The following is a 21,998-nucleotide window of genomic DNA, read 5'->3' on the forward strand; positions in this document are numbered from 1 at the left end:
AGGCAGGTGGGTTGGTCAGCGGGCGCGCTCGCGGCGACGCTGGAGGAAGAACTCGGCGGCAGCGCGGATCGACTCGTGGACGTCTCGGGGCTGCCAGCCGAGTTCACGAACCGCCTTGCTGTGGTCCATCGGGCGCATGATGTCCATCAGCCGCACCGACGTCGGGGTGAGTTGCAGGTCGCGACCGGTGATGACCGCGGCGGCCCCACCGATCAGACCTGCCACCCGCATGACCGGCTTGGGGATACCCCACCGCGGACCGGGCACGCCCGCGGCTTGCGCCGCGGTGTCATAGAGCTCGCGGTAGGGCAGGAAGCGCTCGGAGATGATGTAGCGCTCGCCGACCCGGCCGCGCTCCCCGGCGAGCAGAAGAGCACCGGCTGCGTCCTGCACACCCACCACCTCGGTCGCCATCCCGGCCATGTAGAAGCCAAGCTTGCCGAACGCGGCGGCCGCCACCAGCGCACCGTGCGGGGTGGGCTGCCAGTCGCTGGGCCCGTAGGTATTGGACACACAGAGCGCCACGGCGGGCAGTCCCTTGTGCCGGGCGTAGCTGAGCACCAGATCTTCGGCCTGGACCCGGGATCGGATGTAGGCACCGCCCTCGGAAGCCCAGTCGAACGGGGTGTCCTCGTCGACGGTTCCGCCCGCACCCAGACCGATGGTGCCGATGCTGCTGGTGAAGACGAAGCGATGCAGATCGGCAGCGAGGGCGGCGTCGAGCACGCGGCGCAGTCCCTCGACGTTGGTCCGGTAGAGCGGGGCCGGGTCACGCAGGTAGGCGCGGGTGTCGACGACGCAGTAGTAGACGACGTCGCAGCCGGCCATCGCCGACCGCAGCGCGTCGTCATCGAAGATGTCGCCGTAGTAACGCTGAACCGGCAGGTCATCGATCGCCCGCGTGGAGCTGGTGGTCCGCAGCATCACCCGGACCGAGTCACCGCGCTCCACCAGCTGGCGTGTGACATGCGAACCGAGGAAGCCGCTCGCGCCGATCACCAGCTTGTCCGCACCCGCCATGCCCCGCAGCATGCCCGATGAGCAGCAGAGAAGACAACATTTAAAATTTGTTCACTCAATGTGCGGGGTGAGCAGCCCGACCGGATTCACTAGGATCGGCCGGGACCGATACCGCGGAGGCAGAGCACCATTTCGACCACCACTTCCCCCGACACACCGACCACGGCGACCACCCGGCCGTTGTACATCGGCACCGGCCATGACATCAGCGCGGCGGCCGCCGGGATCGAAGCCCTCGACGCTGACCGGCCGTGGTCGGCGGCGGCCGTTTCCGAGACGGAGTTGCCCGACTTCAGCCCGCAACGGCGGTGGACCTCGGTGCTGCTGGCGGCGGCGGGCATCGTCGCCCTCGCGGCTTTGGTAGCCGCGGTGATCACCATGGCCAACCGGACCTCGCACCCGGCCCGGGAGATGCCCCCGGCGCCGGCACCGACAACGCCGTCGGCCACCACCACCGCCCCGGGAGATGCCCCCGGCGCCGGCACCGACAACGGCGTCGGCCACCCCCACCGCCACTGCGCCGCTCCCGGCCCCGTCGTCGGTACCGTCCGCCGCTCCCCTGCCCCCGCCGGACTTCTCGAGTGTGACCGCCACAGCATCCACGCTGGCTCCACCGCCGCCGGCACGCCCGGGTCAGCCGGAGCCGAAACCCGGTGTGCGCGAACGACTACGGGACCTGTTCCCGAGGTTGTTCCCCGACCGTTAGGCCTCAGCGGCGAACGCCGTTGACGATCAGGTACTCCCACTGCATCACCGACGTCCCGGCCAGTGCCGTCTGCCCGAGCGCGGCCAGGTCAGCATCGAGGGCGGCCACCCGGTCGGGGTCGTCGGCGATCGCGCGGTAGGCCGCCACGATCGGGCCGTACTTCGCCTTGAAGTAGTCCCGGAATGCGGCACCGTCGGCGAAGGCGTCGACGCGTAGTGCGCCACGGGAACTCTCGATGTCGACGCGGTCGCCGAACAGGGCCTGCACATGTCCTTCGTCACCCCACAGCGGTGCGGGCTGCACTCCGGGCGGCGGTGGCGCCACATAGGGCTTGAGGGTGGCGAACATCTGACCGATGAACCCCTGCGGTGTCCAGCTGAGCACCGTGATCCGCCCGCCTGGCCGACACACCCGGACCAGTTCGTCGGCAGCCTGCTGATGGTGCGGGGCGAACATCACCCCGATACAGGAGATGACACTGTCGAATTCGGCGTCGGCGAACGGCAGTGCCTCGGCGTTGGCCTCCAGGAACTCGACGTCCGCCCCCTGCTGGGCAGCCAGTGCGCGGCCGTGGGCCAGGAGGTCGGGGCACAGGTCACTGGCGATCACGTGGGCTCCGGTCGCGGCGGCGGCAAAAGCCGCGTTACCGGTGCCGGCGGCGACGTCGAGCACCCGTTGGCCGGGCCCGATTCCGGCGGCAGCCACCAGCTCGGCACCCAGTGGTACGACGAGATCGGTGGCCACCGTGCGGTAGTCACCCAACGCCCACAACGCCCGGTGCCGGGCTTCCAGATCGCGGTCGACGGTTGGTGCACTCATGATGTTCTCCCTTCCTGACGTGCTGCAGTCATGCTGCGCCGCGCCGGTGTAGCGGTTCCAGTGCCGGATCTGAACCGGTGCCGGTACAGGATCTGTACTAGCCAGCCGCACCGCCGGTGACGTCTACTGGAAGACATCCACGAAAGGGGGCGGCCATGTCGGGTTATGGCCAGTTCTGCCCCGTCGCCAAGGCGATGGAACTCCTCGACGAGCGGTGGACCCTTCTGGTGGTCCGCGAATTGCTCAAGGGCAGCACTCATTTCAACGATCTGCGCCGCGGGGTACCGAAGATGTCGCCGGCCCTGCTGTCCAAGCGGCTGAAATCACTGACCCGGGCGGGTCTGGTCGAGCGCACCGAGGTCGACGGCCGCACGTCGTACTCGCTGACCGAAAGCGGGCGGGAACTGTCCGATGTGGTCGAGGCCCTGGGCGCCTGGGGTGTGCGCTGGATCGGCAATCTCGGTGACGACGATCTGGATCCGCACCTGCTGATGTGGGATATCCAGCGGACCATCCCGATCGAGAGCTGGCCACGGGCGCGGACCACGGTGGCCTTCCGGTTCGACGGCGTCACACCGAAGGCCGCCCACTGGTGGCTGGTGGTCTCCGAGGGCGAGGTCGACGTGTGCGACTTCGACCCCGGTTACCAGACCACCGCCACCGTCGAGACGAATCTGCGGACGCTGACCAGGATCTGGCGCGGCGACGAATCATGGTCGCGGGCGCTGCTGGATGGCAGTGCCACCATCACCGGTTCCGGCGAGGCCCGAAAAGCGGTGCCGCGCTGGATCGGGCAGTCGACCCTGGCGGCGATTCCGCGTCCGGCCTAGTCCTTGAGGCAGGACTGGGCGCCGTTGATGACGCCGTCGCGGTAGTGCCGGATGCGTTCGAAACCGGCTCCCTGCCGTTGCACGTCGCCGTCGCCGCGGAACACCAGCAGCGCGGTGATCGCCTCGTCGAGGTCACCGGGTGAGATGCGGAAACTACTTGTCTCCGAGCGGTTTCCGAGCACCACACTGGCGGTGTAGGCCCCAGCGAAGCAATCCCCCCGCAACGACTGCGTCTTGTCGTCGGACTGGTCGTTGGCCCGGGTCATCGCAGCCAGGGCGTACTGGGTGGCCAGCAGGGTGGCCACCGCGAAGTCACCACCCTGGCGGTACACCTCGGGCATCGCGTCGACGTTGTCCCAGCCGATGTAATCGTCGGGCACGCAGTAGAACAGCGCATAGTCCTTGGTGGAGTTACCCCCGCACAGCGGCGGATCGGCGGGGTCGAACGGCTCCAGACCCTTGACCGGAACCCACTGCTGGCCGTCGGTCAACTCCGGGTACACCTGGGACCAGTAATCCTCCAAGTCGTAGGGCACCCCGTTGATGATCGAGTCATACGGCGCGTCGCCGCCGCTGGCCAGGTCCTCTTCGTCGTTGAACGGCAGTTCCACCACCACCGGGTTGTCATCGCGGTAGGCCTTGCAGGCTTGCGGCCCGTTGTCGTAGCCGTCCTGGAAGGCGCCCACCCGGTCGAAACCACTGCCGTGCGCCGAAGGGTCGATCTTGCTGGTGCCCGGCGAATCGCGCAGTTCCAAGATGCCGGCCAGCGCGGTGTCCAGTTCGGCGGCGTTGACCTTGAACACCCCGGTGTCCTGAGCGTGTTTAGCCCAGCCGCCGGCGAAGCAGTCGGCCTGCAGTTCCTTGGTGACCGTGCGTGCGGTGAAGTTCGACCGGCCCTGCACCGCATGCCCCCACTCATGGGCCAGCACGATGGGGATGACGAAATCGCCGAACTTGGCCTGCAATTGGGGCAGCAGGTCCTCGGAATCCCAGGCCACCACGTCTTTGGTCGAGCAGTAGAACGCGTTGCCCGCGATATCGCTGGCATCCGACGCGCACGGCGGCAGATCACCGGACGACGGGATGACCGCGTAGAAGCCACCTTTCACCGGTTCGTAGTCGCCCTTGTAGAGCTTGGGATACTCGTCGGCCCAGTACTTCTGCAGGTCTTCGATCGCCGCAACGGCGATCTTGTTCACCGGGGTCGAGGCGTCACCGTGGATGGTGATGTCACTGGACTGCGGTGCTGGCGATGCCGGGGTGGGCACCACGGGTTTCGGTCCTCCGCAACTGGCCACCAGCAGGGCCGCCGCGGCGAGGGGCAGTACACGCGCGCGCATGCGCGAAGATTAGCCAGAATCGACGCCAATCACCCGGGATATGCCGAAACCCGGGTGATCGACGTGTACCGAGACGTTGCTGTCGCGCTACTTGATCAGCGGGTCACGCGGCATCCCGAGGATGCGCTCGGCGATCTGGTTGCGGGCGATCTCCGAGGTGCCGCCAGCGATGGCCATGCCGCGCGCGCCCATCGTCGCGCGGGCCGCCAATTCGGCTTCGCCACCTTCCAGCGCCAGGTCCGGCCCCACCAGGCTGACCGCAATCAGGCCCTGCTCCTGGAACTGATCGGCCAGCTTGAGCTTGGTGATATTGCCCTCCGGCCCGGGGCCGGCGCCTTCGATGCTGCGCACCACCCGGCGCAGGTTGAGCAGGCGCAGCGCGTGGTCCTCGGACAGGAAGCGACCCACCCGCTGCACCGCACCGACCACCCGGTCGCCGTTGCGCTTGGCCAGATCCAGCAGCCACGCCGAGGCGGGTGCGATATCCCCACCGCCGCCGCCGATGCTGACCCGCTCGTTACCCAGCGTGGCCCGCGCCACCGTCCACCCCGCGTTGGGCTCGCCAACAACATCCTCGTCGGGGACGAAGACGTCATTGAAGAACACCTCGTTGAACTCCGAGCCGCCGGTGATCTGCCGCAGCGGACGGACCTCCACACCCGGTGCCTCCATATCGAGGATGACCATGGTGATGCCCTGATGCTTGGGCGCATCGAAATCGGTGCGCACCGTGGCCAGCCCGCGCTTGCAGTAATGCGCCCCGCTGGTCCACACCTTCTGCCCGTTGATCTTCCAGCCGCCGTCGACGCGGGTGGCACGGGTCTTGACCGCGGCGGCATCCGAGCCGGCGGACGGCTCGGAGAACAGCTGGCACCAGATCTCGTCCTTGCGCAGCGCCTTCTCGACGAATCGCTCGATCTGCGAGGGGGTTCCGTGCTGGACCAGGGTCAGGATCACCCAGCCGGTGATGCCGTAGTCGGGGCGCTTGACGCCGGCGGCGGCGAACTCCTCCTCGATGAGCACCTGCTCGATGGCACCGGCGGCGCGGCCCCACGGCTTGGGCCAGTGCGGCTGGACATAACCGGTGGCGATCAGCTCGTCGAGCTGAGCCTTGCCCTCCAGCTTGGCCAGTTCGGCTGCATCCGAACGGATCTGCTCGCGCAGGACGTCGGCATCGGCAGGCAGTTCCAGGCTGTTGGCGCGGCCCACTCCGGCGGCGGTCAGGTTAAACACATCAGTGGCGGGGCCGTCCCCGCCCAGCAATGCCTGCAGCGTCAGCGCCCGGCGCAGGTGCAGATGCGCGTCGTGCTCCCAGGTGAATCCGATACCGCCGTGCACCTGAATGTTCAACTCGGCGTTGCGAACATAAGCGGGGAACGCCAGCGTCGCCGCCGCGGCGGCGAGCAGTTCGAACTGCTTGGCGTCGTCCCCCGCTGCGCGAGCGGCATCCCACACGACCGCGATCGCCGACTCGGACGCCACCACCATGTTGGCGCAGTGGTGCTTGACCGCCTGGAAGGTCGCGATGGTGCGGCCGAACTGCTCACGCACCTTGGCGTATTCGACGGCGGTGTCCACACAATCCGACGCGCCACCGGCCGCCTCGGCGGCGAACAACGTCCGCGCGTAGGCCACCGCGGCAGACCGCGCGCCGGCCAGGACCGCGACCACGGGTGCGCCGGTCAGCGTCACCCGGCCCGACCGCCGGGCGCGGTCGAGGTTTCCGGGCACCTCGACCGACACCCCACTGGCAGCGCGCTCGACGACCACGACGTCGTCACCAGCGACCAGCACCAGCAGATCAGCCAGTCCGGCACCCAGGACCACGCCCGCGTCACCGCTGGCCGTGTCACCGGAGAGGGTGACCGAGCCGCCCAAACCGACTGCGGCCGTGACGGATCCGTCGATCAATCCCGGCAGCAGGCGGGCCTTCTGGTCGTCGGAGCCGACGCCGGCGATCAGCGCCGAGGCGACCACCGTGGGCACGAAGGGTCCCGGTGCCACGGCGCGGCCGAGTTCGTCGACGACGACGACGAGCTCGGGCAGTCCATAGCCCGAGCCGCCGTACTGCTCGTCGACGTGCAGGCCGAGCCAGCCGAGTTCGGCCAGCTCGGCCCAGAACGCCGGGCGCGCTTCGTCGTCGGCATCCAGCAGCTCGCGTGCGGCCCAGCGGGCCTTCTGCGCGGTCAGGAACGAACGGGCGACCTCGCCGAGTTCGCGGTGGTCGTCAGTCAGTGCGATACCCATCGGTGTCCTCTCGAGGCTGCTGCCGGTACTACTAATGCCTTACCACAGCCGGGATACCCGACCGACGAAAGGCCGTTCTCACTTGGGCGCGAAACGCTGTCCCGCGTCCAGCCGGATGCACTGCCCGTTGAGCATCGGGTTCTCGACGATCGCCGAGACCAGCTTGGCGAACTCCTCGGGCTTGCCCAGCCGCTTGGGGAAGGCGGCGTCCTTGGTCAGTGCCTTGGCGAACTCGTCGGGAATACCCTTGGTCAGCCCGGTGGCGAACAGGCTCGGCGCAATGGCCAGGGCACGGATACCGACCGGCCCCAGGTCGCGGGCCATGGTCAGGCACATCCCGGCGATACCGGCCTTGGCCGCGGTGTAGGCGACCTGGCCGATCTGCCCCTCGAACGCGGCGATCGAGGCAGTGTTGATGATGACGCCCCGCTCGCCGGTCTCCTCGTCCTCGGGCTCGTTGGTGGCCATGTGGGCGGCGGCCAGCCGGCTGATGTTGAAGCTGGCGATCAGGTTGAGGTCGATGGTGCTGCGGAAGGTCTCCAGGGCGTGCGGGCCGTTCTTGCCGAACGTCTTCTCCGCGACGCCGCCACCGGCGGTGGTCAGGATGACGTGCAGACCACCGAGAGCCTCGACGGCATCGGCCAGCACCTTCTCGGTCCCGGCGAAGTCGGTGACGTCGACAGCGAAGAACGGGCCGCCGACCGCAGCCGCAACCTCGGGACCGTCGGTGCCCTCGCGGTCGAGGATCGCCACACTGGCACCGCGCGAGGCCAGCAACTCCGCACTTGCCCGCCCGAAGCCCGAGGCGCCGCCCACGACGATCACCTTCTTGCCCGAGATCTCCATCCCATTCCTCCTGTTGTCGACGCCGCCGCGGCCCTTACCGTGCGACTTTCAGTTCCAGATCGGTAGGCACGTTACCGCTCGTCATGGGTCGGTAATGACGTGGGTCACCACCCCGGCGGTAGGTTGGATTCATGGCCCGAACCAGCATCGGTCTGCGGATGGGTGCCGGCATCGCCGCTGCAGCGGTGGCCGTCGGCGTGGCGCAGTTGTTGGCGGTGCTCTTCTCACCAGCGGCCGACGCCCGCACCGCGGTCGGCACCGCCGTCATCAACCTGACCCCCGGACCGGTCAAGGAATGGGCGATCCAGACCTTCGGCACGGCCGACAAGCTGTTCCTGTCGGTGATGGTGATCGTCGTGATCGCCGCACTGGCCGCCGTCACCGCGATCTGGGAGCGGTCCCGGATTCCGACGGGGACGCTGGCGATCCTGGCCGGCGCGGTGGCCGGCAGCGCGGCGGTCCTGGCCCGGCCCGGTGCCCAGCCCGCCGACATCATCCCGACTCTGGTCGGCGCCGCGGCGGGGATCGCCGTGTTGCGCTGGCTGACCTCCGGGCGAATCACCGAGGGCAAGGCGACCGCGTCGACGGTAGCCGCCGGCGTCGACCCGGGGCGCCGGCTGTCGCTGGTGACGCTCGGATTCGCCGGACTCGGCCTACTCAGCGGCGTGGCCGGAGCGGTGATCAGCCGCGGCCTGCGATCGGTGTCCGGCGACCGGGACAGTTTCGCGCTGCCGCAAGTGAAGTCCCCGGCCCCGCCGATCCCCGCCGACGTGCAGCCCACCGGCGTCCAGCTGCCGAGCTTCATCACCAGCAACGCCGACTTCTACCGCATCGACACCGCGTTGAGCGTGCCGCAGGTGTCGCGGGCCGACTGGCGGCTGCGCATTCACGGCATGGTGGACCGCGAGATCACCTACACCTTCGAGGATCTGCAGAAGTTCGAGCCGGTCGAGAAGGTCGTGACGCTGACGTGCGTGTCGAACCCGGTCGGCGGTGACCTGATCTCCAACGCCACCTGGACCGGGTACCGGGTGCGGGACCTGTTGGCCGACATCGGAATACACCCGGACACCGACATGGTGCTGTCGACATCGGTCGACGGGTTCACCGCCGGCACCCCGGTCGAGGCGCTGACCGACGGCCGAGATTCCCTGCTGGCGATCGGCATGAACGGCGTGCCGCTACCCGTCGAGCACGGCTACCCGGCCCGGCTCGTCGTCCCCGGGCTGTATGGATTCGTCTCGGCCACCAAGTGGGTGACGGATCTGGAACTGACCCGCTTCGATCGGGTGCAGGCGTATTGGACCAAGCTCGGCTGGTCGGAGCGTGCGCCGATCAAGACCGAGTCGCGCATCGACGTCCCGCGCGACGGGCAGAAGGTGGGTAAGGGCCCGGTCACCTTCGGCGGGGTGGCCTGGGCGCAGGACCGCGGCGTCAAGTCCGTGCAGGTACGCATCGACGACGGCGAGTGGCAGTTCGCCCGGCTCGGGGCGTCGTACTCCAACGACACCTGGCGGCTGTGGAGTTTCCCGTGGACGGCCACCCAGAGCGGTGTGCACACCATCACGGTGCGCGCCACCGACAACACCGGCGCGGTGCAGACCCAGGATCAGGCGCTGCCGGCGCCCGACGGCGCCACCGGCTGGCATGCGGTGACCTTCGAAGTGACCTGAGTCCTGCGCCGAGATCGACGAAATGGCGGGATCTTCTCGCCTTTCCGCGGCGGTTTGTCGGTTTGGGCGAGCACCGAGATTGGGAGGGATGATGCTCGGCGATGTGGCGGCGGCCTCGGCCGAGGTGTCGGCGACGTCGTCGCGGCTGGCCAAGGTGGCCCGGATCGCGGAACTGCTGACCGCGACGACGGACGCCCGCTTGATCGCCATCGTGGTGTCCTGGCTGTCCGGCGAGCTGCCGCAGCGCCAGATCGGAGTCGGCTGGGCGGCGCTGCGCTCGCTGCCCGAACCGGCCGACACGGCGTCACTGACAGTGGACGCGGTGGACGCCGCGTTCAGCGAGATCGGCGCGGTCGCCGGCAAGGGGTCCCAAGCCCGGCGCGGCGCCCTGCTCGGCGCACTGTTCAGTGCTGCCACCGCCGACGAGCAGGTGTTTCTGCGCCGGCTGCTGTCCGGCGAACTGCGCCAGGGTGCGCTGGCCGGGGTGATGGCCGACGCGGTGGCCAAGGCGGGTGGCCTGCCCGCGGCCGTGGTGCGCCGGGCCGCCATGCTCGGCGGGGATCTGCCTGCGGTCGCGGCAGCCGCGCTCACCGGCGGTGTGCCGGCGCTCGACGAGTTCACCCTGCGGGTCGGCAGGCCGGTCGGGCCGATGCTGGCGCAGACCGCGACGGGGGTGGCCGACGCGCTCGAACGCCTCGGCGGCGAAGCGGTTTTCGAGGCCAAACTCGACGGCGCCCGGGTCCAGATCCACCGCAGCGGCGATGACGTGACGGTGTACACCCGTAGCCTCGACGACGTCACCGCCCGGCTGCCCGAGGTGGTCGAGGCCACCCGCGCGCTTGCCGTGACCGACCTGATCGCCGACGGCGAAGCCATCGCCCTGCGGCCGGACAACCGCCCGCACCGCTTCCAGGTCACCGCCTCCCGGTTCGGCAAGAGCGTGGACATTGCGACAGCACAAGCGGCCCAACCGCTTTCGGTGTTCTTCTTCGACATCCTGCACCTCGACGGCGTCGACCTCCTCGATGAGCCCGCCCACCGCCGGGTCGCCGCATTGGACGCGATCGTTCCCGAAGGCCAGCGCGTCGACCGGCTGGTTACCACTGATCCCGCTGCAGCGCAACAGTTTCTGGACCGCACACTGGCCGCCGGGCATGAGGGGGTGATGGCCAAGTCACCGGCCAGCCCGTACGAGGCGGGCCGCCGTGGGGCGGGCTGGCTGAAGGTCAAGCCGGTGCACACCCTGGACCTGGTGGTGCTGGCCGTCGAATGGGGGTCGGGCCGGCGCACCGGCAAGCTGTCCAACATCCACCTCGGCGCGCGCGATCCGGCCGGCGGATTCGTGATGCTGGGCAAGACCTTCAAAGGCATGACCGACGCGATGCTGGACTGGCAGACCGCCCGGTTCACCGAGCTGGCGACCGGGCCGCTGGACCACTACGTGGTGCCGGTGCGCCCCGAACAGGTCGTCGAGATCGCCTTCGACGGCGTGCAGGGATCCAGCCGCTATCCCGGCGGGATGGCGCTGCGCTTCGCGCGGGTGCTGCGCTACCGCGACGACAAGGGCCCGGCCGAGGCCGACACGATCGACACGGTGCGTGCGTTCTACGAGCGCAGCTCCTAGACGCGGGCGAATTCGGCCTTGCCGTGCTCGAATTCAGCCAGCATCTCCGCGGTCAGCGTCGGCCGGATCTCGCCGATCGCATTGAGATAGTCCTCGGTGCTGGCGGGTTCGCCCCGGCTGTCCCGCATTTCGCGTTCGAACGCAGCCTGGGATCCCTTGCGTGCCGCGAATTCGATATCGGCAGGGGTGAAGAACTCCGAGGCGTCGACCAGCCGGTCGACATCGACATAGACACACGCCTTGCCGAGGTAACGCTGCCACACCGCGCGGCGAGCTGGCTGATCCGGCGGCCCGACCGGGATGACGTAGTCGAACCGGCCCGGCCGCAGGAAGGCCGAGTCCAGCGAGTGCACGGCGTTGGTGGCGCACACCAGCAGCCTGCTGTCCTTCTGCCGGAACGCCGGAATCAGCTTCAGCAGTTCGTTGGTGACACCCAGTTCGGCCGTCGAGGCCCCGGAGCGCGCGGTCGCGATCTCCTCGACCTCGTCGATGAACAACACCAGTTCGTCGAGTTCGGCCAATTCGGCGAAGGCTTCCCGCAGCGAGGCCGCCAGTCCACCGCTGCCGCTGGCCAGCCGCGACGGGAACAGCTCGACGAATGGCCAGCCCAGCCGCGACGAGATCGCCTTGGCGAAGCTGGTCTTGCCGGTACCCGGCGGGCCGAACAGGATGACTGCCTTCGGCGGCTGCACGCCGTAGCGTTCGGCGACGTCGGGGTGCGCGAGCGGGTCGACGATGCGGCGCTCGATGATCTGCTTCTCCTGCTCCATGCCGGCCATCTCGCCGAGCAGGCCGGGCGGTAACAGCTGGCCGCCGAGTTCGTCGAGCAGGTTGGCCTGATCCAGCCCCAGGTGCTCGATCATTTCGAAGTACACCAACCCGTCGCGGCGGGCGTAGCCGGAGTTCTCCAAAGCCGCCGCGCCGGTGGCACCTTCGGGCATCACCGCACAGATCCGCCGCACCCCCTGGGCCCGCAGTCGCCGCTCGAGGTCGGCGAGCAGGGCGCTGCCGATGCCTCGATGCCGCCACCGCGAACTCAACGCGATCAGCTGGATCCAGGCCCGCTCACCCTGGGTTTGGGCCACCGCCATACCCACCACCTCGTCGCCGACCTCGGCGACGACGGCCGGCTGACCGGTGCGCGCGGCGGCCATCACCTCGGCCACGGTGAACACCGGCTCACCCGAGCCCGGGGTACGGCTCTGGTCCCACACCTGGATCGCCTGATCCAGGTCCTCGTCGTGGTAATCACGTAGGCGCCACGGCGGCATCGCAGACCTCCTCAAGGGTTTCCCAGAGGGTTACGGATCCAGCGCTTTTGGGCATCCCCCAACCGGGTGGGGTGCCCGGGTGAAAAGATCACCGCACTGCCGGACATTGCAGCCTCACCAAGGGAGAACACCGTGGCTTCACCGACTGCGCCGTCGGAGTACATCGAGGAGACCAAGGGCGACGTCACCTACATCCGCACCGAGGCCGATCTGCCTCCGGTCGCGATCATCGACCGGTCCCCGATCACCACCCGGCACAAGCTGATCTTCGGGGCCATCGCAGTCCTGGGCGCGATCGCCTGGGCGGTGATCGCGTTCTTCCGCGGGGAGACGGTCAACGCGGTGTGGTTCGTCGTCGCGGCGATCTGCACCTACGTCATCGGCTACCGGTTCTACGCCCGCCTCATCGAGATGAAGATCGTCCGCCCGCGTGACGAGCACGCCACCCCCGCGGAGATCCTCGAGAACGGCACCGATTACATGCCCACCGACCGCCGGGTGCTGTTCGGTCACCACTTCGCCGCGATCGCTGGCGCAGGCCCTCTGGTCGGTCCGGTGCTGGCCACCCAGATGGGCTATCTGCCGGGCACCATCTGGATCATCATCGGCGCGGTGTTCGCCGGGTGCGTCCAGGACTATCTGGTGCTGTCGATCTCGAGTCGGCGCCGCGGGCGCTCGCTGGGCCAGATGGCCCGCGACGAACTCGGGGCGGTCGGCGGCGCGGCGGCCATCATCGGCGTGCTGGTGATCATGACGATCCTGCTGGCGGTGCTGGCCCTGGTCGTGGTCAACGCGCTGGCCGAAAGCCCCTGGGGCGTGTTCTCCATCGCGATGACCATCCCGATCGCCATCTTCATGGGCCTGTATCTGCGCTTCTTCCGACCCGGCCGGGTCTCCGAGGTGTCCCTGATCGGTGTCGTGCTGTTGCTGCTGGCCGTGGTGGCAGGCGGCTGGGTAGCCGGAACCGACTGGGGCACAGAGTGGTTCACGCTGTCGAAGGTGACGCTGTCGTGGTGCATCATCGTCTACGGCTTGGCCGCCTCGGTGCTGCCGGTGTGGTTCCTGCTGGCCCCCCGCGACTATCTGTCGACGTTCATGAAGGTCGGCACGATCGCCCTGCTGGCCGTCGGAATCCTGTTGGCCCGACCGGTGATGGAGGCACCGGCGATCTCGAAGTTCGCCGAGTCCGGCACCGGCCCGGTGTTCGCCGGTTCGCTATTCCCGTTCCTGTTCATCACCATCGCCTGTGGTGCGCTGTCGGGTTTCCATTCGCTGATCTCCTCGGGCACCACACCCAAGCTGCTGGAGAAGGAAAGCCAGATGCGGCTGATCGGCTACGGCGGCATGCTCACCGAGTCCTTCGTCGCGATCATGGCGTTGATCACCGCCTCGATTCTCAACCAGCACTTGTACTTTGCGATCAATGCGCCGTCGGCGGCGACGGGCACCACCGCCGAGACCGCGGCCAAGTACGTCAACGGCCTTGGCCTGTCCGGGGCGCCGATCACACCGGCCGAGATCACCGCGGCCGCCGAGAGCGTGGGTGAGGAATCGATCGTCTCGCGCACCGGCGGTGCCCCCACCCTGGCGTTCGGGATGTCGGAGGTCCTCAGCCAGGTCTTCGGCGGGACCGCACTCAAGGCGTTCTGGTACCACTTCGCGATCATGTTCGAGGCGCTGTTCATCCTCACCACCGTCGATGCCGGAACCCGGGTGGCCCGCTTCATGCTTTCCGACGGTCTGGCCAACCTCGGCGGACCGCTGACCAAACTGCGCAATCCCAGCTGGCGAGTCGGGGCTTGGGCGTGCAGCATCCTCGTGGTCGCCGGCTGGGGTTCGATCCTGCTGATGGGCGTCACCGATCCGCTCGGCGGCATCAACACGCTGTTCCCGCTGTTCGGTATCGCCAACCAGCTGCTGGCCGCGATCGCGCTGACGGTCGTCACCGTCGTCGTGATCAAGAAGGGTCTGCTGAAGTGGGCGTGGATTCCCGGCATTCCGCTGCTGTGGGATCTGACCGTCACACTGACCGCGTCGTGGCAGAAGATCTTCTCCGGCGATCCGAAGCTCGGCTACTGGACCCAGCACTTCCAGTACCGCGCCGCCCAGGAGGCCGGCAAGACGTCATTCGGCTCGGCCAAGAACGCCGACCAGCTGCACGACGTCGTGCGCAACACCTTCATCCAGGGGACGCTGTCGATCGTGTTCGCGGTCGTGGTGCTCATCGTGGTCGCCGCCGGCGTGGTCATGTCGCTGCGGGCGATCCGCGGCGGCGGGCGGCCACTGGCCGAGGAGACGCCGGTGCCCTCCAAGATCTTCGGTCCGTCCAGCCTGATTGCCACCGCAGCCGAGAAGGAGGTGGCCAAGCAATGGGACGCGCTACCAGCGCCGCACGCCAAATCCGTTGGTATATCGGCGCATTGATGGGCGATAGCCACTACCAGCGCTACGTCGAGCACCGCCGCCGCACCCATCCGGGCGAACCGGTCATCAGCGAAGCCGAGTACTGGCGCATGCGCCACCATGCCACCGATACCAGTCCGACCCCACGCTGCTGTTAGCGCCTGCGTGACAGTTGTGGCAGGTGTGACGACGGCACCCGAAAAAGTGTCGCGGGCGTAACTCATGGCCGGTCACCCCCGATAGGCCAGTAGGTCGGGGACGACGACCGCAAAGCAGGACACTTCATGAGTTCATTTCTGACCGCACGCAGCCGGGGGATCATTCGGGCCGCCATCGCGGCCGCCATCGCACTACTGGTGCTGGGCATCGTGACCGCACCACCGCCGACGGCCCGGGCCGCCGAGGTCGAGTTCCTCAGCGTCCCGTCACCGTCGATGGGCCGCAACATCACCGTCCAGTTCCAGGGCGGCGGGCCCAAGGCGGTGTATCTGCTCGACGGCCTGCGCGCCCAGGACGACCGCAGCGGCTGGGACATCAACACCGGGGCGTTCTCCTGGTTCAACGACTCCGGCCTGTCGGTGGTGATGCCGGTGGGCGGCATGTCCAGCTTCTACACCGACTGGTATCGACCGGCGGTCGGCAACGGCACCACCCAGACCTACAAGTGGGAGACGTTCCTGACCTCCGAGCTTCCCGCTTGGCTGTCGGCCAACAAGGGCGTCAGTCCCAGCGGCAACGCAGTGGTCGGGCTGTCCATGTCGGGCAGCGCGGCACTGATCCTGGCGGCCTATCACCCCGGGCAGTTCGTCTATGCCTCGTCACTGTCGGGCTTCTTGAACCTGTCGGCCAGCCCATGGCCGATCCTGGTCTCGGTGGCCATGGCCGATGCCGGCGGCTTCAACGCCCTCGACATGTGGGGCGCCTACGGCGGCGGGGCCTGGCAGCGCAACGACCCGATGCTGCACATCGGTCAACTCGTCGGCAACGGCACCCGGATCTGGGTCTACAGCGGCAACGGCAACCCGACCGATCTGGACGCCGGGCTGGGCAACGCGCAGATTCCCGCGCAGCTACTGGAGGGCCTGACGATCCGGACCAACCAGGAGTTCCAGCGTCGCTACCAGGCGGCCGGCGGCAGCAACGGCGTCTTCAACTTCCCGCCCAACGGCACCCACAGCTGGGGCTACTGGGGCGGGCAGCTGCAGGCGATGAAGCCCGACATCCAGCGGGTGCTGGGCGCCGCACCCGCGGCCTGAGGTCGCGCCGAGTGGCCACTTAGCGCACGCTTTTCGCCCTCCGAGCGTGCACAGGTGGCCACTCGGCCCGGGTATGCGAAAGGCCCGGTCCCTTGTTCAGGGACCGGGCCTCTCCGTGTCACGTCTATCCGCACCCCACGGCACTTGTGACCATTCCCGCCGCAGCGCGCACCCAAACCCGATTGCGCGGAAAGATAGGTCACGGTTTACCTTCTTCTGATAACAGCCGTACGCAGATAGGGGTCGTGGATGGATCTGTCCTGGTCAGCAGAGGATCTGAGGTTTCGCGACGAGGTTCGCGCGTTCCTCGACGAGAAGCTCACCCCCGATCTGCGCCAGGCCGGCCGGCTGATGACCAGCGTGTACGCCGACCACGAGGCGAGCATGGAATGGCAGGCGATCCTGCACGAGCGGGGCTGGGCCGCCCCGGCTTGGCCGGTCGAGTACGGCGGCTGTGACTGGACGCTGACCCAGCACTACATCTTCAGCCGGGAGTCCACCCTGGCCGGTGCGCCGTCGCTGTCGCCGATGGGCATCCGGATGGTGGCTCACGCCATCGTGGCGTTCGGCACCGACGAGCAGAAGGCGTTCTTCCTGCCGCGGATCCTCACCGGCGAGGTGTTCTTCTGCCAGGGCTACTCCGAGCCGGAAGCCGGCTCCGATCTCGCCGCGCTGACGATGGCCGCGGTCGACGACGGCGACGATCTGGTGTGCACCGGCAGCAAGATCTGGACCACGCACGCGACCGAGGCGAACTGGATTTTCGCGCTGGTCCGCACCTCCCGGTCGGCCAAGAAGCAGCAGGGCATCACGTTCGTGCTCATCGACATGTCCACCCCGGGCATCGAGATCCGTCCCCTGGTGATGACTTCGGGCGAGAAGGTGCAGAACCAGATCTTCTTCGACGCCGTGCGGGTGCCGAAGGCCAATGTGCTCGGCCAGATCGACGACGGCTGGACGGTGGCCAAGTATCTGCTGGAGTTCGAACGCGGCGGCGGCGCCACCGCCCCCGCCCTGCAGGTGATGGCCGAGTCGGTGGCCACCGAAGCCGAAAACCAGCCCGGCCCGGTCGGCGGCGCCCTGATCGACGACCCGGCCTTCGCCGCGAAACTCGCCGATATCAGGATCCGCACCGAGGTCCTCGAGATCCTCGAATACCGGGTGCTGGCAACGGTTGCCGAGGGCAAGAACCCCGGCGCGGCCTCCTCGATGCTCAAGGTACTGTCCACCGAACTCTCCCAGGCCATCACCGAGCTGGCGCTGGAAGCAGCCGGTCCGCGCGGGCGGGTCTACCAACCGCACGCCACCCGGCCCGGCGGGCCGGTGGAGGATTTCGAGCCACCCGCCGACCGCTATGTCAGCGGTGAGCCGTGGCAGGCCGTCGCGCCGCTGCGCTACTTCAACGACCGGGCCGGCTCAATCTATGCCGGCTCCAACGAGATTCAACGCAACATCCTGGCCAAAGCGACCCTGGGACTGTAAATGGACTTCAACCTGAGCAAAGAGCAAGAGCTGTTGCGCGACGGCCTGGGCAAGTTTCTGGCCACCCGCTACGAATTGGAGAAGAGCCGCACCGCCGCCAAGGTGGGCCTCGGCTGGCAACCCGAGATCTGGCGTGGCTTCGCCGAGGAACTGGGCATCCTGGGCGCCACCCTGCCTGAGTCGGCCGGCGGGATCGGCGGCGGCGCGACCGAAATCATGGTCATCGCAGAGGAATTGGGCCGCGCGCTGGTGATCGAACCCTTCGTCGATACCGCGGTGGTGGCTGCCGGGCTGCTGCAACGCGCCGACGGACCGGCGTCCACCGCCCTGCTGGAACGCATTGTGGACGGTACGGCGGTGGTCGCGGTGGCGGCTGCCGAACCGGGTTCCGGGGACCGCTGGAACAGCGTGTCCACCACCGCGGTCCGCGACGGTGCCGACTGGGTGCTCACCGGGAGCAAAGCTGTCGTCGTCGGCGCCCCGATCGCCACCCACCTGCTGATCACCGCCCGAACCTCGGGACATGCCGATGAGGCCGAAGGTATTTCGCTATTCCTCATCGAGTTCGACCCGGCCGCCCCGCCGCGCGGGCTGACGGTGCACGGCTTCCGCACCATCGATGACCGGCGTGCCGCCGACCTCGAGTTCGACGGGCTGCGGCTGCCGGTGGACGCCCTGCTCGACGACAACGTCTGGCCCTCGCTCGCCCAAGCCCGTGACGAGGGTGCGGCCGCGGTGTGTGCCGAAGCCGTCGGCGCGATGCGCAAGGTGCTCGCCGACACCGTCGACTACTGCAAGCAGCGCCAGCAGTTCGGCCAGCCGATCGGGTCGTTCCAGGTTCTGCAGCACCGCATGGTGGACATGTACATGGAACTCGAGCAGGCCGTCTCCGCGGTTTATCTGGCCGTGCTCAACCTCTCTGCCGAAGCGCATGTACGGGCGAGGGCGGTATCGGCGGCCAAGGTCACCGTCGGGCGTGCGGCCCGCTTCATCGGGCAGAACGCCGTGCAGCTGCACGGCGGTATGGGGATGACCGAGGAGCTGGCGATCGGCCACTACTTCAAGCGGCTCACAGCTGTGCAGTACGAGTTCGGCTCTACCGACTTCCACCGCAGCCGGTACGCGAAACTGACCCGCTCCTAGGCGCTTTGGGCGGCCTTGCGGGCGCGCTCGCGCATCGAGGCGATCACCCCGCCGTCGTTGAGGATGTCGGTTCCGGTGAGGTAGGCGGCGCGGTCGCTGGCGCAGAACGCGAACAGCTCGGCCATTTCCTCGGCATGGCCCCACCGGGGCACGGCGAAGTCGGCGACCATCGCACCGGCTCCGGCCTGCTCTTCGAGCAGACCCATCTCGGTGTCCACCGACCCCGGTGACACCGAGACGATGCGCAGTCCGCGGCCGTTGAACCGTTCGGCCTGCGAGGTGCTGTACCACCGGACGAAGCATTTGCTCAGGCTGTAGGCCAGCCCGGAGCGCATCGCCTCCCCCGCGAGGTCGCAGGCCGCCAGCATCTCGGCGAGGAACCGTGCGTCATCGGTGAACGCGACATCGAAATGCTGGGTGGGCACGATCTCGTCGGGCAGCATGTGCGAGGCCATTGACGCGACGTTGACGATGGCGGCGCCCTGGCCGGCGACAGCGAAGAAGACCTCGTTGACGTGCAGCGTGCCCAGTGCGTTGGTGGTCATGATGTAGTCGGCATCGCCCATGCTGGGGCTCACCCCGGCGGTGTGGATCACCGAGGCGATCGGCCCGAGGGCGGCGGCAGTTTCGAACAGCCGGGTGACGGCGTCGCGGTCGGTCACGTCCCCGTGGAACGGCGTCGCCTCGATGCCGGCCTCGCTCAGCGTCGCGACCGCCTGCTCCAGCCGGTCGGCCCGTACGTCGCACAACACCAGGGCGTGATCGCGACCGACGATTCTGGCCGTGGCCAGGCCCATGCCGCCCGCCCCACCTGTGATTACCGACACCCGAGTCATGTCGGTGAGCTTAGCTAAGCAACTGCTCAGCGGAACTGTGGGGGTGTGCCTCTGCGTTAGAAAGTCGTCATCGGCGAGCGCCTGACAGATCGGCCGTCATTGGCTTGACTGATGTCAGAGAGGAGAGCGACCATGCTCAGCAAGATTGCCAGTGCGGTGACGCAGGTCGCCGAGGCCGGCGGAACCATCGTCGGGATCCGGCACGGCACCGAGGAACCCGACTACACCGTGGTCCGTGAGATCGACGGCGTGCAGATCCGTCGTTACGGGACGCGTATCGCTGCCGAGACCACCGTCGACGCCGCCAACGAAGAGTCCAGCCGCAACGAGGGCTTCCGCAGGCTGGCGCGCTTCATCTTCGGGTCGAACTCGGCCAAGGACAAGATCGCGATGACCGCCCCGGTGGCCCAGCAGCAGAGCCAGAAGATTGCAATGACCGCCCCGGTGGCCACTCAGCGCGGCTCGACCGGCGACTGGGTGATCCAGTTCTTCATGCCGTCGAAGTACACGATGGACACGCTGCCCACTCCGAAGGACGAGCGGGTCCGCCTGGTCGAGGTGCCCGGGGAGACCGTCGCCGTGCTGCGCTTCAACGGCTCCTACGGCCCCGACGCCGTCGCCGGCAAGACCAGCCAGCTGTTGGACACGTTGCGCCGCAACAACATCGACACCATCGGCGAACCGCGATCGTGGTTCTACGATCCGCCGTGGACGGTGCCGTTCCTGCGTCGCAACGAGGTTCTCGTCACGGTGGCCGACACCGCGGCCTAGCCGTATCTCGGCTTCCCGCGAACCGTAGCCCGGACGATGTCACAATTCCGGGCGTGCCCCATTCGCCCTGGCTGATCCCGGCCATCCGGCCCTATCACGCCCGTTGGTTGCGGGCCGATATCGTGGCCGGGCTCAGCACCGGGGCGGTCGTGATCCCGTTGGCGATGGCGTACGCCACCGTTGCCAACGTTCCGGTGCAGATGGGCCTGTACACGTGCATCTTCCCGGTGATCGTGTACGCCTTCATCGGCGGCGCCCGGGCCGTCAGCGTCAGCACCACATCGACGGTGTCCACACTGACCGCGTCGACCATGCTAGCCGGCGGGATACTGATCGGCTCCACCGACCAGCGCGGCGACCTGGTGACGCTGACGCTTCTGGTCGGGCTATTCCTGTTGATTGCCAGGGTGTTTCGGCTCGGCATGCTGGTGGACAACATCAGCGACATGACGCTGGTCGGCATCAAGATCGCGGTCGGCCTCACCGTCGCCGCCGCGCAGCTGCCGCGGTTGCTCGGCGTACCGCCGCATCCCAACACCACCGGATTCGTCCGGGTGGCATGGGCAGCGCTGTCTCAGGTTCGCCAAGCCAGCCCGGTGACGGTGGGTATCTCCGCGCTCAGCATCGCGGTTCTGGTGGCGCTGGCACGGTTTGCCGCCCGGATTCCGGGACCGCTGGTGGTCATCGCCGCCGGAATCGCGGCCAGCGGTCTGCTGGCGCTCCCCGCTCACGGGGTGGCGCTGATCCCGCCAGTGCCCTCCGGGCTGCCGCTACCCGAACTGCCGCACCTCGACCACCACATCGTGCCCCTGCTTCCGGGTGCGCTGGCGATCGCCGTGATGGCGTTCCTGGAGTCCATCGCCGTTGCCCGCACCTCGCGGCGCGCCGGTGAGGCGCCGATCGAACCCGATCGTGAACTCCTGGCGCTGGGGGTGGCTTCGGTGGCCGGATCGTTCTTCCACTCACTGCCGCCGGCCGGGGGTTTCGCCCAGACCGCGGTGAACCTGCGCTCCGGGGCGCGCAGTCAGATCAGCGGCCTGGTGATGGCGGCGCTGGCGATTCTGGTGGCGTTGGTGGTCGCCCCGATCCTCGACCGACTCCCCCAGGCGGTGCTCGGCGCGGTCGTGGTGGTGGCGGTTTCACGTCTGGTCGACATCGAGGCGCTGCGTCGGCTGTACCGGATCAACCCGCGAGAGTGCCTGGGCGCCATTGCTGTTGCCGCTCTGGGGCTGGCATTCGGGCTCATCGTGGCGGTGGTGGTAGCCGTGGCGGTGACCCTGCTGATGGTGCTGCATGTGGTCAACAGTCCGCATGTGGTGCAAGTGCTGCGCCGGGAATCCGGTGCATGGGTGGAGGAGCCGGAGAACGCGCCGCTGACGGCGGCCGATCCACTGGTGCTGCGCTGCCTGGTTCCGCTGTACGCGGCCAACGTGCGCCCCAACATCGCCGCGATCCGCACCGCCGCGCTGGAGGCCGAGACCACGCCGAGCGTCGTGGTTCTGGATCTGGTGCGTCAGACCGTCTTGGAGTCGACGGTGCTGCACATCCTGGTGGACCTCGATCTCGAAATGTCCGGCTCCGGTGTGCGGCTGATGTTCACCGGGCTGCCTGAGCGGGCCTTGCACACGGTGGGGCGCACCCGGTGGTGGCATCAGGTGAGCGCCGACGGGCGCTACCACCCCGACCTCGACAGCGCGCTGCAGGCCGCCGAGCAGCGCTGAGTCGCCCGCC

At 68.3% G+C, this 21,998-nt stretch carries 18 protein-coding genes; 10 read left to right on the forward strand and 8 right to left on the reverse strand.

Annotated features, from left to right (window positions below):
• Positions 1-15: 15 nt before the first annotated feature.
• The 3 genes from BN3385_RS25455 to BN3385_RS25465 all read right to left on the reverse strand — a co-directional run bounded on the left by BN3385_RS25455 (position 16) and on the right by BN3385_RS25465 (position 2,545).
• Positions 16-1,020 (reverse strand): NAD-dependent epimerase/dehydratase family protein, encoded by a 1,005-nt coding sequence (locus BN3385_RS25455; RefSeq protein WP_059022416.1) that lies wholly within the window; start codon positions 1,018-1,020, stop codon positions 16-18.
• Between the two features lie 89 nt (positions 1,021-1,109).
• Positions 1,110-1,505, reverse strand: coding sequence for a hypothetical protein (locus BN3385_RS25460; RefSeq protein WP_156432881.1), 396 nt, complete (start codon positions 1,503-1,505; stop codon positions 1,110-1,112).
• Positions 1,506-1,729: 224 nt separating this feature from the next.
• Entirely contained in the window at positions 1,730-2,545 is an 816-nt protein-coding gene (locus BN3385_RS25465) for a class I SAM-dependent methyltransferase (protein ID WP_059021104.1), read from the reverse strand.
• 155 nt (positions 2,546-2,700) lie between these two features.
• Here BN3385_RS25465 and BN3385_RS25470 point away from each other — a divergent pair, with 155 nt between their 5' ends.
• Positions 2,701-3,375: a winged helix-turn-helix transcriptional regulator gene (locus BN3385_RS25470; RefSeq protein ID WP_059021107.1), complete on the forward strand. Its 675-nt coding sequence runs from the start codon at positions 2,701-2,703 to the stop codon at positions 3,373-3,375.
• Here BN3385_RS25470 and BN3385_RS25475 read toward each other — a convergent pair.
• The 3 genes from BN3385_RS25475 to BN3385_RS25485 form a co-directional block, all read right to left on the reverse strand.
• Positions 3,372-4,715, reverse strand: coding sequence for a neutral zinc metallopeptidase (locus BN3385_RS25475; protein ID WP_059021109.1), 1,344 nt, complete (start codon positions 4,713-4,715; stop codon positions 3,372-3,374). The two genes, BN3385_RS25470 and BN3385_RS25475, sit on opposite strands and share 4 nt — an antisense overlap.
• A gap of 87 nt (positions 4,716-4,802) precedes the next feature.
• Positions 4,803-6,962 carry an acyl-CoA dehydrogenase family protein gene (locus tag BN3385_RS25480; protein WP_059021111.1) on the reverse strand — a complete coding sequence of 720 codons (2,160 nt, stop codon included), beginning with the start codon at positions 6,960-6,962 and terminating at the stop codon, positions 4,803-4,805.
• A 78-nt stretch (positions 6,963-7,040) separates the two neighbouring features.
• On the reverse strand, positions 7,041-7,808 hold the full coding sequence (locus BN3385_RS25485) for an SDR family NAD(P)-dependent oxidoreductase (RefSeq protein ID WP_059021113.1): 768 nt from the start codon (positions 7,806-7,808) through the stop codon (positions 7,041-7,043).
• A gap of 131 nt (positions 7,809-7,939) precedes the next feature.
• Between BN3385_RS25485 and BN3385_RS25490 the strand changes: the two genes are divergently transcribed.
• Together BN3385_RS25490 and BN3385_RS25495 are read left to right on the forward strand one after the other, a co-directional pair.
• The gene (locus BN3385_RS25490; RefSeq protein ID WP_059021115.1) at positions 7,940-9,481 is read left to right on the forward strand and encodes a molybdopterin-dependent oxidoreductase; all 1,542 of its coding nucleotides are present in this window, start codon (positions 7,940-7,942) and stop codon (positions 9,479-9,481) included.
• Positions 9,482-9,569: 88 nt separating this feature from the next.
• Positions 9,570-11,105: an ATP-dependent DNA ligase gene (locus BN3385_RS25495; RefSeq protein ID WP_059021116.1), complete on the forward strand. Its 1,536-nt coding sequence runs from the start codon at positions 9,570-9,572 to the stop codon at positions 11,103-11,105.
• Here the strand turns inward: BN3385_RS25495 and BN3385_RS25500 are convergent.
• Positions 11,102-12,376 (reverse strand): ATP-binding protein, encoded by a 1,275-nt coding sequence (locus tag BN3385_RS25500; protein ID WP_059021118.1) that lies wholly within the window; start codon positions 12,374-12,376, stop codon positions 11,102-11,104. The two genes, BN3385_RS25495 and BN3385_RS25500, sit on opposite strands and share 4 nt — an antisense overlap.
• 132 nt (positions 12,377-12,508) lie before the next feature.
• Between BN3385_RS25500 and BN3385_RS25505 the strand changes: the two genes are divergently transcribed.
• The 5 genes from BN3385_RS25505 (at position 12,509) to BN3385_RS25520 (ending at position 18,660) form a co-directional block, all read left to right on the forward strand.
• Entirely contained in the window at positions 12,509-14,800 is a 2,292-nt protein-coding gene (locus tag BN3385_RS25505) for a carbon starvation CstA family protein (RefSeq protein WP_059021120.1), read from the forward strand.
• The gene (locus tag BN3385_RS27885) at positions 14,800-14,937 is read left to right on the forward strand and encodes a CstA-like transporter-associated (seleno)protein (protein ID WP_502688093.1); all 138 of its coding nucleotides are present in this window, start codon (positions 14,800-14,802) and stop codon (positions 14,935-14,937) included. The genes BN3385_RS25505 and BN3385_RS27885 overlap by 1 nt, the downstream gene beginning before the upstream one ends.
• A 126-nt stretch (positions 14,938-15,063) precedes the next feature.
• Positions 15,064-16,035 carry an esterase family protein gene (locus tag BN3385_RS25510; RefSeq protein ID WP_059021122.1) on the forward strand — a complete coding sequence of 324 codons (972 nt, stop codon included), beginning with the start codon at positions 15,064-15,066 and terminating at the stop codon, positions 16,033-16,035.
• A gap of 249 nt (positions 16,036-16,284) precedes the next feature.
• Positions 16,285-17,517, forward strand: a complete 1,233-nt coding sequence (locus BN3385_RS25515; protein WP_059021124.1) for an acyl-CoA dehydrogenase family protein — start codon at positions 16,285-16,287, stop codon at positions 17,515-17,517.
• Positions 17,518-18,660, forward strand: a complete 1,143-nt coding sequence (locus BN3385_RS25520) for an acyl-CoA dehydrogenase family protein (protein WP_059021125.1) — start codon at positions 17,518-17,520, stop codon at positions 18,658-18,660.
• Here the strand turns inward: BN3385_RS25520 and BN3385_RS25525 are convergent.
• A complete protein-coding gene (locus tag BN3385_RS25525; RefSeq protein WP_059021127.1) occupies positions 18,657-19,496 on the reverse strand; it encodes an SDR family oxidoreductase in 840 nt (279 codons plus the stop codon). The genes BN3385_RS25520 and BN3385_RS25525 overlap by 4 nt on opposite strands.
• A 132-nt stretch (positions 19,497-19,628) precedes the next feature.
• Between BN3385_RS25525 and BN3385_RS25530 the strand changes: the two genes are divergently transcribed.
• Entirely contained in the window at positions 19,629-20,267 is a 639-nt protein-coding gene (locus BN3385_RS25530; RefSeq protein WP_059021129.1) for an SOUL family heme-binding protein, read from the forward strand.
• 53 nt (positions 20,268-20,320) lie between these two features.
• Positions 20,321-21,988, forward strand: a complete 1,668-nt coding sequence (locus BN3385_RS25535; RefSeq protein WP_059021131.1) for a SulP family inorganic anion transporter — start codon at positions 20,321-20,323, stop codon at positions 21,986-21,988.
• Positions 21,989-21,998: the final 10 nt, after the last annotated feature.

The sequence above is a fragment of the Mycobacterium sp. M26 genome (genome assembly GCF_001494595.1).
Classification (GTDB): Bacteria; Actinomycetota; Actinomycetes; order Mycobacteriales; family Mycobacteriaceae; genus Mycobacterium.